The 13,061-nt window shown below is 66.7% G+C and carries 9 protein-coding genes; 4 read left to right on the plus strand and 5 right to left on the minus strand.

Going from position 1 to position 13,061, the window contains the following annotated elements; translation table 11 throughout:
• Positions 1–24: 24 nt before the first annotated feature.
• Positions 25–1,656: a TldD/PmbA family protein gene (locus C1933_RS00565; RefSeq protein WP_199911398.1), complete on the minus strand. Its 1,632-nt coding sequence runs from the start codon at positions 1,654–1,656 to the stop codon at positions 25–27.
• Between the two features lie 722 nt (positions 1,657–2,378).
• Here C1933_RS00565 and C1933_RS00570 point away from each other — a divergent pair.
• Complete coding sequence (locus tag C1933_RS00570; protein ID WP_108751764.1) at positions 2,379–2,993, plus strand: DUF938 domain-containing protein; 615 nt, start codon at positions 2,379–2,381, stop codon at positions 2,991–2,993.
• On the opposite strand, the gene C1933_RS00575 is transcribed toward C1933_RS00570, so the two are convergent.
• From C1933_RS00575 to C1933_RS00585, 3 genes are all read right to left on the minus strand, one after another.
• Positions 2,994–4,280, minus strand: a complete 1,287-nt coding sequence (locus C1933_RS00575; RefSeq protein ID WP_108751765.1) for a type II toxin-antitoxin system HipA family toxin — start codon at positions 4,278–4,280, stop codon at positions 2,994–2,996.
• Between the two features lie 33 nt (positions 4,281–4,313).
• Positions 4,314–4,673 (minus strand): helix-turn-helix transcriptional regulator, encoded by a 360-nt coding sequence (locus C1933_RS00580; protein ID WP_070488755.1) that lies wholly within the window; start codon positions 4,671–4,673, stop codon positions 4,314–4,316.
• Positions 4,674–4,854: 181 nt separating this feature from the next.
• Positions 4,855–8,541 (minus strand): indolepyruvate ferredoxin oxidoreductase family protein, encoded by a 3,687-nt coding sequence (locus tag C1933_RS00585; RefSeq protein ID WP_108751766.1) that lies wholly within the window; start codon positions 8,539–8,541, stop codon positions 4,855–4,857.
• Positions 8,542–8,706: 165 nt separating this feature from the next.
• On the opposite strand from C1933_RS00585, the gene C1933_RS00590 reads away from it, so the two are divergent.
• Together C1933_RS00590 and C1933_RS00595 are read left to right on the plus strand one after the other, a co-directional pair.
• Positions 8,707–9,342: a hypothetical protein gene (locus tag C1933_RS00590; RefSeq protein WP_108748014.1), complete on the plus strand. Its 636-nt coding sequence runs from the start codon at positions 8,707–8,709 to the stop codon at positions 9,340–9,342.
• Positions 9,343–9,360: 18 nt separating this feature from the next.
• Positions 9,361–10,266, plus strand: a complete 906-nt coding sequence (locus tag C1933_RS00595; protein WP_108751767.1) for an AEC family transporter — start codon at positions 9,361–9,363, stop codon at positions 10,264–10,266.
• A gap of 546 nt (positions 10,267–10,812) precedes the next feature.
• Here the strand turns inward: C1933_RS00595 and C1933_RS00600 are convergent.
• Positions 10,813–12,297 carry an AAA family ATPase gene (locus C1933_RS00600; RefSeq protein ID WP_108751768.1) on the minus strand — a complete coding sequence of 495 codons (1,485 nt, stop codon included), beginning with the start codon at positions 12,295–12,297 and terminating at the stop codon, positions 10,813–10,815.
• A gap of 122 nt (positions 12,298–12,419) precedes the next feature.
• Here C1933_RS00600 and C1933_RS00605 point away from each other — a divergent pair, with 122 nt between their 5' ends.
• Positions 12,420–13,049, plus strand: a complete 630-nt coding sequence (locus C1933_RS00605) for a ParA family protein (protein WP_108751769.1) — start codon at positions 12,420–12,422, stop codon at positions 13,047–13,049.
• Positions 13,050–13,061: the final 12 nt, after the last annotated feature.

The following is a 13,061-nucleotide window of genomic DNA, read 5'->3' on the forward strand; positions in this document are numbered from 1 at the left end:
CTCCACGTCGAAGGATGGGAAGACTCAGGCGCCGAGACTGCGCGCGGTGTTGATGATGTTGATGCCGTTGAAGCGGGTGGTGGACGATCCGTGCGAGACCGCCGAGACCTGGCCGGGCTGGCCCTTGCCATCGAAGAAGGAACCGCCGAGGCGGAAGTCGCGCTGGTCGCAGATCGCGGTGCAGGCGTTCCAGAACTCCGGCGTGCGGATCTGGTAGGCCGCGTCCTCGACCATGCCGGCGATCTTGCCGTCCTTGATCTGGTAGTACAGCTGGCCGCCGAACTGCGCGTTGTAGCGCTGCTGGTCGATGGAATAGGAGCCGCGGCCGTGGATCCAGATGCCGTTCTCCACGTCCTTGATCATGTCGTCCACGCTCAGCGGCGCCTTGCCCGGCGCCAGAGAGACATTGGCCATGCGCTGGAACTGCACGCTGGACCAGGAATCGGCGTAGCTGCAGCCGTGCGAGGCCTCGCGGCCCAGAATGTGGGCTTCATCGCGGGTGGCCTGGTAATCGACCAGCACGCCGTCGCGCACCAGGTCCCAGCGCTGGGTCTTCACCCCTTCATCGTCGTAGCCCACCGCACCGAGGCTGCCCGGCTGGGTCTTGTCGGCGAAGAAGGTGACGAGGTCGCTGCCCCAGCGGAAACCGGCATCGCGCTTGTCCAGGGTGGCGAAGCTGGTACCCGCGTAGTTGGCCTCGTAGCCCAGCACGCGGTCCAGTTCCAGCGGGTGGCCGACGTTCTCGTGGATGGTCAGGAACAGGTTGGACGGGTCCAGCACCAGGTCGTACTTGCCGGGCTTCACCGAGGGCGCCTTCAGCTTCTCGCGCGCATGGCGGGCGGCGGCGATGGCGTCCTCGACCGGGTCGTAGGAATCGCGGTAGGCGGTGATGCCGCCGGGCAGCTGCACCTTGCCGCGCGCATCGCCATCGAGGAATTCATAGCCCATGCCCATCGGCGAGGACAGCCCGGCACGGGTGCGGAACTTGCCGCTGGCCTTGTCGATGGCGGTAGCGGTGAACGGCAGCCAGATGCGGTGGATGTCCTGGTCGATGAACGAGCCGTCGCTGGAGGCGAAGTACTTCTGCTCGTTGACCAGGAACAGGGTGGAGTTGATGAAGTCGGCGCCGGCGTCCAGCGCGGCGCTGTTGAGCGCCAGCAGCAGTTCCACCTTGTCCTGGATCGGTACGGCCATGGCGTTCCTGCGCACCGGCGTCTGCCAGCGCACGTCGCCCACGGCCGGGGTGGGGGCCAGTTGCACGGGGCGGGTCTGGATGGTCGCGTTGGCGCGGGCGATGGCGGCTGCCTGCTCGACGGCCCCGCGCACGGCGGCCTCGGTCTGCTGGTGGGTGGCGGCGAAGCCCCAGGCGCCATTGACGATCACCCGCACGCCCACGCCGGACGACTCCCGGTTGGTCACGTTGCCGACCTGGTGCTCGCGGGTGATGACCGACTGGTTGAGGTAGCGGCCGATGCGCACGTCGCAGTAGCTGGCCTTGGCGCTGCGGGCGGCGGACAGGGCCACCTCGGCCAGGCGCCTGCGCTGGGCGGTATCAACCGGGGCCAGCAGCTGCTCGGCCGCGATCAGCCGCGAATGCGGCAGCACCAGGCCCGCCAGACCCAGACCGGAAAAAGCCAGGAACTCACGTCGTTGCACAGCGTCTCTCTCTCACTTCCGTGCGGCTGGCAACGGGCCAGGCCGATCACTTCAACTCCCTGACTTTCGCCAGCGCGGGGCATGGCGGCAAGTGACTGCAGTCATGGGTGGGGAGGGTTTGGGCAGGGCTTGCAGCCCTGCACCTGCTTGGGGCAACGGCAACGGCCAAAGCCAGAGCCAGAGCCAGAGCGGCATTCCGTGGGTGGGCGGGGCGGTGTCGGATTGCGGGGACGCCGTGAATCCGTCCATGGAGGCTTGGCAGCCGCATCCATGCGGCTGACACCCCGCAATCCGACACCACCCCACCTCTGACAGATTCCTGCAGCTGTTGGGAACTGCGATGGTTGTCCGCGCGGCTGTTGGTAGGTGTCGACCTTGGTCGACACATCTGTCAGATATCGATACATAAAAATGGGGTCAGATCCGTTTTCCTTCGGAAAACGGATCTGACCCCAAGAGCTGTCCTGACAGAACGCAGCCAACTGTCGAAGGCGGGGTGGGTCCGGTTGAGGGGGCGTGAGCCGCATGGATGCGGCGACCGAGCTTACATGGACGTACTTGCAGCGTCCCCCTCAACCGGACCCACCCTGCCTACCCACAGGAAACCAGCTTTTGCTGTTGCTTTGGCCGTTGCCGTTGCCTCTGCAGGTGCAGGGCTGCAAGCCCTGCCCAACAATCCCCCCTCGTGCACAATGGGCCGACTCCGCCTGGACCCCGCCCTGATGTCGAGCAAGCCGTATTCAGAAGCCTGCGAACGCAACCGCGAACCAATCGCCGCGGCGCTCGACCCGTGGATGGGCGATCGCCACCGGGTGCTGGAAATCGGCAGCGGTACGGGCCAGCATGCCGCGTTCTTCGCGGAGCGCTGGCCGTGGCTGCGCTGGCAGCCCAGCGATCACCCCGACCATCTGCCGGGCATCGAGGCCTGGCGCGCCGAGGCGGCCTTGCTGAACCTGCTGCCGCCGCTGGCGCTGCAGGTGGAACTGCCGCCTGCGCCAGGTCTGGCGCTGCCCGCAGGCAGCACCTTCGACGCCGCATTCAGCGCCAACACGCTGCACATCATGGGCTGGGACTACGTGCAGGCCTTGTTCGCCGCCCTGCCGCCGCTGCTGCGCCACGGCGCGTTGCTTGCGGCGTACGGCCCGTTCAATTACGGCGGCCGCTACACCAGCGACAGCAATGCGCAGTTCGATGCCTGGCTGAAGGCGCGCGACCCGCGCAGCGGCATCCGCGATGTGGAAGCCGTGCAGGCGCTGGCCGCGGACAACGGCTTCACCCGCCTGCGCGACGTGGCCATGCCGGCCAACAACCGACTGCTGCTATGGCGATTGGGGTGATCAGGTAGCGGATTGTTCGAATTGACGCAGGCAGCGCTGGCAGCTTGCACTGATGCCGTCCACCAGACGTTCCAGAACCGGGTGGCGCATGCCTTCTGCCTGCAATCCCGCAAGCAACGCCCGGGCGATGCCGGGAAGCTCTGTTGCCATGTCGAACAGGCCCGACAGTGCTTTCTGCGGGTCCAGCTTCATTCCATCAGCGGTTGCCTCCCAATCCGCCAGGCGGACATCCCACCAGCGGTAATGACTGCCGATCTTCATGGCCATCTTGATCTTGCGTTGCTGCAGATGTGCATAGGGCAGTGCACTTGAGATGTCATACAGCGGGGCAAGGCGAACGTTTCCTTGTGCGCCGATCAGCAGCGAATAGTTCTTGGCATGCGCGTCAGTGCCGCCTATGAGATAGTTGAACTGCAGTGCCTGCAGCAGTCTTTCGACATCCGCTCGGGGCTTGCTGGAATGTTCCCAAAGCACGCGCGCCAGATCGGCCGGCCCCGGTCCGCCCTGATTCTGGTACTTGATGTGTGGCATGACACCCAACGCCTGGCAGAAGTCTTCCTGGTGAACGCGTTGCCAACCCTGCGCTGTTCGTACGCGGTCGAAGCGCGTCACCGCAATGGCCTGTGCATCCTCCATGCAGATCATTTCAGTGGACGCAGCCGACATGCCGAGTTGACTGGCCAGGCGCAGACAGAAGACCTCGTTCTCCACGAATCCGTCGTAGTCGCCACTGGGGGGTTTGAGGATATGCGTGGTGGGGATGCGACCGGCCGGAATTGCCCAACCTCCATCGTCGCGTTGCATCAGGGCGATCTTCGGTTGCGCCCCGGCCAGGCTGAACTGGCCGACATCATCGGGTTGCCGCGCTGCAATCTGGTCCACTCGGATCCGCTGAAGGCGCTGGGCGACCTCATGGAGGGACAGCGGCTCCTGCTGATCGTCCTCACCGGCAAGTACGGCGGCGAGCCGTTCGCCTCGTACGAACTGGACCGCGCCGGCACAGTCTTCACCGACATGTGACAGCAACGCGACCGGGTTGCGGGACGAAACATGGAACCGGGAAGCCCATCGCTGCAGAAGGGCCTCGTTGTCGGGCAGCAGCCCCCACAGGACCGCAGAGAGCGTGGCAGCGGGCGCGCTGTTCTCTGTCAATGGAAGTGCAAGTGACAAGGGATAGGCGCCCGGCGTCTGGCGCCAACTGTCTGCATACCGGAATGTCGGATGGCCATGTGCATCCTGTCCCAGGTATCCAGCCAGTCTGTTGGAAAGGAGTACGTTGAGGTCCATGCGGGAGGCACGATGTCCGGGAGGAAGGGGCTGTCAGACGGCCTTGTGGGGCTTTCTACGCCCCAACGTCATGGCAGTCGCGCGGTGCTCGTCCGGGCGCAGCCCGTTGCCATCCACGATAGTGTCGATATCAGGCAGTTCCAGAGGCATTTCCGACGATGCAGCGGAGGAGGCCATTCCCTCGACAGTGCCCGTAGCCAGTATCAGGCCGAGGACGTTGAGCGTCCGCAGCACCAGTTGCAGCTCCACCCGCGGCTTGCCCTTCTCCATTTCGATGACCCATTGCCGACTGACGCCTACGCGTTCGGCCAGCTGGGCCTGATCCCAACGGAGTGCTTTGCGACGCTGGCGGATGACCAGGCCCAGGTCTCGGGACGTTCGCAGGATGTCCATAGCTGGAATGTATGCGCTCGGCAACATTTAATCAAAAGTCGACGTTCGATAACATTTCAAGAATGTCATTGAACGGCGACAATTTCTCAAATGTTGGCGTTCGCTGGCATTGATCGCCAGCGCTTCAGGCGCGAAATCCTTCCGGGCAGTCGGCCAAGGGCCGGGAGGGTCCTGCTGCCGATTACGCCACCTGCACGATATGCAGCGCCTTCGGGTTGCGCCACTGCGCCAGGAGCGCCGCTTCGCGCGCCTTGGCCTGCGCGAAATGGGCTTCCTTGACGTGGCCGAAGCCGCGGATGTGCTCGGGCACGCTGGCAATCTCCACCGCCAGCGACAGCCGGTCGTCCTCCAGTCCGTCCAGCAGCAGCTGCACCGTCGCCTCGTAATCGGCAATCAGCTGGCGTTCCATGCGGCGCTCTTCGGTGCGGCCGAACACATCGAAGCGGCCGCCACGCAGGAACTTCAGCCTGGCCAGCAGGCCGAAGGCCTTGAACATCCACGGGCCGTATTCCTTCTTCAGCAGGCGGCCCTGTTCGTCCTTCTTGGCGAATAGCGGCGGCGCCAGGTGGAAGCGCAGCTGGTAGTCACCCTCGAACTGCTGCTGCAGGCGGCGCTGGAAATCGCCGCTGGTGTACAGGCGCGCCACTTCGTACTCGTCCTTGTAGGCCATCAGCTTGAACAGGTAGCGGGCCACGGTTTCGGTCAGCGCGGTGGAACCGCCGATGCGCTCGCCTTCGGCCACGCGCACGCGTGCAACCAGATCGCGGTAACGCGCGGCATAGGCGGCATCCTGGTAGTCGACCAGGAACGCAGCACGGCGTTCGATCATTTCATCCAGCGAACGCGACAGGCGTGCATCGTCCAACGGCAGGAACGCGACGTCGCCACCGTGCGAGGGCAGGCCACGCAGTTCGCGTTCGTCGCCGGTGTTGCGCGGCGCGGCGGTGGCACCCCATTCGTTGCCTTCCCATTCGCCCGGCGGCAGCGGGTGCAGCGGGCCGGGCGTGGCTTCGGTGTCGGTGTGGCGGTTGCGCACCAGGCCGGCAGCCTGCTGCACGGCCTGCGGGTCGACCGCGGCCAGGCGGCCCCAAGCGAAGGCCTGCTGGTTCATCGCCACGGCGGCGCCATTCAGTTCGATGGCACGCATCAGCGAATCGAACGACAGCGGCACCAGGCCCTGCTGCCAGGCGTAGCCCAGGATGAACAGGTTGGCGGCGATCGCATCGCCCAGCAGCGCGGTGGCCAACTGGGTGGCATCCAGCAGCAGCGGCTCCTGGCCGCCCAGCGCCACGCGCACGCCGGCAATGATGTCGGCGGCCGGGAACTGCATGTCCGGGCGGGTGGTGAAGGTGCCCGGCATCGCTTCGTAGGTGTTCAATACCACCTGCGAGCGGCCGGCGCGCACCTTCGACAGCGCCCAGTAGTCATTCACCACCACCATGTCGCAGCCCAGCACCAGGTCGGCCTCGCCGGCGGCAATGCGCACGGCGTGGATATCGTCCGGGCGCCGCGCGATGCGGATATGCGTGGTCACCGCGCCGCCCTTCTGCGCCAGGCCGGTCTGGTCCAGCACCGAAGCACCCTTGCCTTCCAGGTGGCCGGCCATGCCCAGCAGCGCGCCGATGGTCACCACGCCGGTGCCGCCCACGCCGGTGATCAGGATGTTCCAGGGCTGTTCCAGCGTGCCGCGCACGGTCGGCGCCGGCAGGTTGTCCAGCAGCGTGGAGGCATCGCGCTTGCTGCCCTTGCGCGGCTGGCCACCGTGCACGGTCACGAAGCTGGGGCAGAAGCCATTCACGCACGAATAGTCCTTGTTGCAGTTGGACTGGTCGATTTCGCGCTTGCGCCCGAACTCGGTGTCCTTCGGCAGCACCGACACGCAGAAGCTCTTCTTGCCGCAGTCGCCGCAGCCTTCGCAGACCAGTGAATTGATCAGCACCCGCTTCTGCGGATCTTCCAGCTTGCCGCGCTTGCGGCGGCGGCGCTTCTCGGTGGCGCAGGTCTGTTCGTAGATCAGGATCGAAACACCCTTCACTTCGCGCAGGCGCTTCTGTACCGCATCCAGTTCACTGCGGTCGTGGAACTCCACATCGCTGGGGAAATGCTCGCGCTGGCCGGTCCACTTGCCGATGTTGTCCGACAGCACCACGATGGTGTGGATGCCCTCGGCGCGCATCTGCCGGGCGATGTCGGGCACGCTCAGCGGGCCGTCCACCGGCTGGCCGCCGGTCATGGCCACCGCGTCGTTGTAGAGGATCTTGTAGGTGATGTTCACCCCGGCGGCCACCGCCTGGCGGATCGCCAGCGAGCCGCTGTGGAAGTAGGTGCCGTCGCCCAGGTTCTGGAACACGTGCGGGGTATCGGTGAACGGCGCCTGCCCGGCCCAGGTCACGCCTTCGCCGCCCATGTGGGTGAAGGTGTCGGTGCTGCGGTCCATCCAGGTCACCATGTAATGGCAACCAATACCGGCCAGCGCACGCGAGCCTTCCGGCACGGTGGTGGAGGTGTTGTGCGGGCAGCCCGAGCAGTAGTGCGGCACGCGCGGGAAGCTGGCGCGCGGCAACGCAAGCTCGGCTTCCTTTTCCTGCATCCACTGCAGGCGCTGCTCGATCGATTCGTTGTTGAAGAACTTCTGGATGCGGCGACCGATCACGCCGGCGATGGTGGCCGGGGTCAGTTCGCCGGTGGACGGCAGGATCCACTCGCCGCTCTCGTCGTACTTGCCGACGATGGACGGGCGCTGGCCCCAGCTGGCCGGCCAGTTGAAGAACTGCTCCTTCATCTGGCGCTCGATGAAGGCACGCTTCTCCTCCACCACGATGATGTCTTCCAGCCCCTGCGCGAAGCGGGCGATGCCCTGCGGTTCCAGCGGCCAGGTCATGCCGACCTTGTACACGCGGATGCCGATGTCGGCGCAGGCCGCTTCGTCCAGACCCAGGTATTCCAGCGCCTGCAGCACGTCCAGGTAGCTCTTGCCGGTGGTGACGATGCCCAGCCGCGCGCGCGGCGCGTCCATCACCACCTTGTCGATGCCATTGGCGCGGGCAAAGGCCTGCGCGGCCTTCACCGCATAGCGGTGCAGGCGCATCTCCTGGTCCAGCGGCGGGTCCGGCCAGCGGATGTTGAGGCCGCCGACGGGCATGTCGAAGTCTTCGGGCAGCACGATGCGCCGCGCCAGCGGATCGACTTCCACCGAAGCCGACGATTCCACCGTTTCGGCGATGGTCTTGAAGCCGACCCAGCGCCCGGTGTAACGGCTCATTGCCCAGCCGAGCAGGCCCATGTCCAGGATGTCCTGCACGCCGGCCGGGTTCAACACCGGCATCATCGCGCTGACGAACTCGTCTTCGCTGCCATGCGGCAGGGTCGAGCTGCGGCAGGCATGGTCATCGGCGGCCAGCGCCAGCACGCCGCCGTATCGCGAAGTGCCGGCGGCATTGGCGTGCTTGAAGACGTCACCGCAGCGGTCCACGCCCGGCCCCTTGCCGTACCACATGCCGAACACGCCCTGCACGTTGGCGCCGGGGAACAGGTTGGTCTGCTGCGTGCCCCAGACCATGGTGGCGCCCAGATCTTCGTTCAGGCCGGGGGTGAACTTCACCTTGGCCGCTTCCAGGTGCTTGCGTGCGCGCCACAGTTCCAGGTCGAAGCCGCCCAGCGGGCTGCCGCGGTAGCCACTGACGAAGCCGGCGCTGTCGATGCCTTCGGCGGCATCGCGCAGGCGCTGCATCAGCGGCAGCCGCACCAGCGCCTGCACGCCACTCAGGTAGATCCGCCCCTCGTTGCGGGTGTACTTGTGGTCGAGCGTGTAATCACGGTCGATCAGGTCGGCGGAAGAGGGCGAAGTGAGTTGCGCGGTACTGGTCATGGCTGGCCCGGTGAGGATCGGCTGGCACCGGCCCTGCGTGGGGCAGGGCGGGAAAGGCGCGGATTGTAACAGTGGGGGCGTGGTGGCCCGGCACTCGCATCGGCGGCCGTGCAGGGGTTAGGATCGGGGAGTGGGGGGTTGTTGTTTCAACCAGGGGGAAGTCTGATGTCCGTTTCATTGAAGTGGTTGGCCAGCGCCGTGCTGGCCTTGGGCGTGGCCAACGCATGGGCCGCGCCGGCGCTGCCAGCGCCGCAGGAGTTCTACTTCGACACCGATGCCGCGGCTGCACCGATGGTGGTGGCCCAGGGGGAAGGTGACGATCTGGTGGCCCAGCTGATGAAGCAGCGCGAGCGCGGCCGCAAGGTGCTGGAAGCCAACATACAGCTGGCATCGGTGGCGATCGGCATGGGCCGCACCGAGCTGGGCGAGAAGCTCTATCGCGACGCACTGGCCGATACCACGCCGCAGAGCGCAGCGGGCCGGGGCGTACGCTGGAACTACGGTTGGGACCTCATGCGCCAGGGCCAGCCGTTGGGCGCGCTGGAACAGTGGCTGTCGGCCACCAGCAGCCAGTACACCAACCCCAGCTGGGTGCCGCCCACCTTCGCGCTGGCGCTGTGGCGTGCCGGCCAGCAGCAGGAAGCGGTGAAGTGGTATGCCGCTGCCGTGCGCACCGAGCCCACGCAGTGGAGCGACAGCAGCCGCTACGCCGAACTGCTGCCGGGCTGGCGCGACGACGAACGGGCCAGCCTGGCCGAAGTGCAGCAGGCCTGGGCGGCCGCACCGCCGGCCTGGCCCTGAACCTGCTGAACCCCGCTGATGGCGTTTGATGCGTTCGCACTGATCCTGGCCATGCTGGGGTTGGGCATGTTGTTCGCGCGCCTGCGCGCATTGCCGGAAACCGCGCCGGAAACGCTGAACAAGGTGGTGCTGTACGTCTGCCTGCCGGCCGCGGTGCTGACCTACGTGCCGCGCCTGCACCTGGATGCCAGCCTGCTGGGCCTGATGGCCACGCCCTGGTTGCTGATGCTGGCCACCTGGGCGCTGGTCAGCCTGGCCACGCGGGTGTTTGGTTTCGCCCGCGATGTGCACGCCGTGCTGCTGATCTGTGTGGCGCTGGCCAATTCCAGCTTCATCGGCTACCCGATGGTGCGTGCGCTGCTGGGTGACGCGGCGCTGCCGTATGCGGTGGTGTACGACCAGTTCGGAACGTTCCTGCTGCTGTCGACGTTCGGTCTGCTGGTGCTGGCCCGCTACAGCGGCGACCGGCCGCCCACCGCGCGGCAGGTACTGGGGCGGATCGCACGCTTTCCGCCGCTGTGGGCACTGGTCTTCGCCCTGCTGCTGATGCCGGCGCAGCCGCCGGCCTGGATCGGCACCGCGCTGAAGCAACTGGCCGATGCGATGCTGCCGCTGGTGATGCTGGCGGTGGGCCTGTCGATCCAGTTGCGCCTGCGCCGCGAAGAGCTGAAGCCGCTGGCCGTGGGCCTGCTGCTGAAGCTGCTGGTGCTGCCGGCGCTGGCCCTGCCGCTGTCGTGGCTGTTGGGCATGCAGGGCCTGATGCTGCAGGCCAACGTACTCGAATCGGCCATGCCGACCATGATCACCGCCGCCGCGCTGGCGATCTCGCACCGCCTGGCGCCGCGGTTGGCGGCCGCGCTGGTGGGCTACGGCATCGTGCTGTCGCTGGTCACCCTGCCGGCATGGATGTGGGTACTGGGGTGAGGTTGTGTGGCAGGGCTTGCAGCCCTGCACCCGCTGTAGAGTCGAGCCATGCTCGACTGAAGCAACGGCAAAAGCTGGCATTCCGTGGGGGGCGGGGTGGTGTGGGTAGGCGGGACACGCCGTAAACCCTTCCATGGGGGCTTGTAGGCGCCATCCATGGCGCCTGCGGTCCCGCCTACCCACACCGCCCCACCTCCGACAGTTTCCTGCGATCTGCCGGAACGACACGGGATCTGATCTGCTCTGGTAGGTGTCGACCTTGGTCGACACGGTAGATCCACGCCATGCGTGGATGCGAGCGAAGCGACCCGCTTCTGCTCTTGCTCTTCTTTTTCTTCTCCGTGGCTGACCGCGCACGGAAGCTGTCAGAGGGTCGGGCGGGTTGGGTTCGCGGGACCGCAGGCGCCATGGATGGCGCCTACGAGCCTACAAGGACGTACTTGCGGCGTGTCCCGCGAATCCAACCCGCCCGGCCCAGACACATGATCCGCATTTCGCGACCAACCACCCCTGCCACGAGGGGCTGCGCCGTTGGCCGATAACCCTTCAGTCGTCCGCAGACACCGTCCGCCCCGACGCCCATTCGCGCAATGCCGACACCTGTTCGGCCATGAGCACCGACAACGGGCGCGTGGCCCGCAGCTCGGTCATCAGCAGCTCGGTATCCAGCGGACGGCCCTCGGCATGGGCCGAATACAGGCCAGCCACGATCGCCTGCTCGATCTCGGCACCCGAGAACCCGTTCGCGGCCGCGGCCAGCGCCGGCAACGCGAAATCATCGGGATTCAATTGGCGCCGCCCCAGGTGCAGGCGCAGCAGTTCCACGCGCACATCCGGCGCGGGCAGGTCGACGAAGAAGATCTCGTCGAAGCGGCCCTTGCGCAGCAGCTCGGCCGGCAGTTCATGCACCTGGTTGGCGGTGGCCACGATGAACACCGGGGCCTTGCGCTCGGCCATCCAGGTCAGCAGGTAGCCCAGCACGCGGCGCGACACGCCGCCATCTTCGCCGCCACTGGCCAGGCCCTTCTCGATTTCATCCATCCACAGCACGCACGGCGCCAGCTGCTCGGCCGAGGCCAGCGCCTGGCGCAGGTTGGCCTCGGTTTCGCCGTGGTACTTGTTGTACAGCGCGCCCACGTCCAGGCGCAGCAGCGGCACGCCGAAGCCGGCGGCGGTGGCCTTGGCCAGCATCGATTTGCCGCAGCCCTGCACGCCCAGCAGCAGCATGCCGCGCGGCGGGTCCAGCCCGGCCGGGGCAGACCCGGCAATGAAGGCCACCCGGCGCTGGTTGATCCAGCGCTTGAGCCGGTTGGCACCGGCCACATCGCCGAAGCGCGCACTGTCGTGTTCGAAGAACAGGTGGCCGCTGCGGTTCAGCAGCTCGAACTTCAGCCGCGCCAGCTGCGGCAGGTCGTCGTCGCGCAGCGCGCCGTCGGCGTAGATCAGCTGCCGGGCAATGCGCCGCGCATCGACCAGGCTCAGCCCCTGCAGGTTCTTCAGGATCTTCTTCACCGCCTCGCTGTCCACTTCCACGCGGCGGCCGCCGTGTTCGCGGGCGTAGGCATCGGCCTCTTCGCGCAGCATCTTCAGCAGCGCGTTGGCGTCGGGCAGGCGCGGGTTGAAGCGCACCGCCAGGGCTTCCAGTTCGGCCGGCAGTTCCACCTTCGCGCCGATCAGCACCAGCACGTGCGGCTGGCTGTGGCGGCGCTGGATCAGGTCGCGCAACGCCCGCTGGTGGCTGGCATAGCCCAGGTAGGGGTGGAAATCGAGCAGCAGGTAGATGCCGCGCTGTTCGGCCTGGCGGATCATCTGCAGCGCCGCGCTGGCGTCCGGCGGCCCCACCGCCTCGTCCTCGCGTTCCAGGTCGATGCGGCGCAGGCCCTCGGTGATGGACCAGCGGTGCAGGGCACGCCAGACATGCATCAGCGTCTGCCGGAACAGTTCGACGATGCGACCCTCATCCTGGGTCTCGATCACGATCAAGGGCGTGTTGGCGCGGATCAGCGCGCTCAGGTCCTGCAGTTCGCTCATGCGGGTTCGATCCTTCGGGGGCGCCACGATAGCAAAGGCCGGGGCCGGGGTTCAGCACAGCGCTACCTTCCGTCACGGGCGCCGGTGTACGCTCGGGGCACATACCCGGAAGCGAGGCTGGCATGAAGACGATCCTGGTGGCCGGTTCCAAGGGCGGGGTGGGCAAGACCACCGTCGCCACCCACCTGGCCGCATACGCGGCATTGCAGGGCAAGGCCACGGTGATCGCCGATGCCGACCCGCAGGGCTCCAGCACGCGCTGGGCCCAGCGCCGGGCCGGGCTGGAAAGCGCGGTGCTGCCGATCGACGTGTACCGCAAGAAGCAGTGGGCGCAGAAGCTGCCCGACGGCACAGATACCGTCATCATCGATGCACCGGCCGGCGCGCTGGCCGACGATATCCCCCATTTCCTGGACGCCGCCGATGCCGTGGTGGTGCCGGTACTGCCCTCTGCGCTGGACATCGAAGCCATCGTCGGCTTCCTCAACAGCCTGGTCGGCAACCCGCGCGTACACAGCCGCAGGCTGCCGGTGGGGCTGGTGCTGAACCGTACCAAGCCGTGGACCCAGACGTCGCAGCAGGCCTTGCAGATGTTGGCCGAATGGCCCTACCCGGTAGTCACGCAGCTGCGCGACAGCCAGAGTTATGTGGTCATGACCGGCCTGGGCCGCAGTCTGTTCGACTACCGTTCGGCGCAGGTGCGCGAGCACCAGGCCGACTGGGAACCGCTGCTGGCCTGGCTGAAACTGTAAGGCTGGTGTTCT

The organism is Stenotrophomonas sp. ZAC14D2_NAIMI4_6, assembly GCF_003086875.1.
GTDB lineage: Bacteria > Pseudomonadota > Gammaproteobacteria > Xanthomonadales > Xanthomonadaceae > Stenotrophomonas.

Excerpts from the sequence above, each read along its gene's own strand:
- C1933_RS00575 (WP_108751765.1), bottom strand. The coding sequence starts at position 4,280 with ATGGACCTCAACGTACTCCTTTCCAACAGACTGGCTGGATACCTGGGA.
- C1933_RS00600 (WP_108751768.1), bottom strand. The coding sequence starts at position 12,297 with ATGAGCGAACTGCAGGACCTGAGCGCGCTGATCCGCGCCAACACGCCC.
- C1933_RS00570 (WP_108751764.1), top strand. The coding sequence starts at position 2,379 with ATGTCGAGCAAGCCGTATTCAGAAGCCTGCGAACGCAACCGCGAACCA.
- C1933_RS00585 (WP_108751766.1), bottom strand. The coding sequence starts at position 8,541 with ATGACCAGTACCGCGCAACTCACTTCGCCCTCTTCCGCCGACCTGATC.
- C1933_RS00595 (WP_108751767.1), top strand. The coding sequence starts at position 9,361 with ATGGCGTTTGATGCGTTCGCACTGATCCTGGCCATGCTGGGGTTGGGC.
- C1933_RS00605 (WP_108751769.1), top strand. The coding sequence starts at position 12,420 with ATGAAGACGATCCTGGTGGCCGGTTCCAAGGGCGGGGTGGGCAAGACC.
- C1933_RS00590 (WP_108748014.1), top strand. The coding sequence starts at position 8,707 with ATGTCCGTTTCATTGAAGTGGTTGGCCAGCGCCGTGCTGGCCTTGGGC.
- C1933_RS00580 (WP_070488755.1), bottom strand. The coding sequence starts at position 4,673 with ATGGACATCCTGCGAACGTCCCGAGACCTGGGCCTGGTCATCCGCCAG.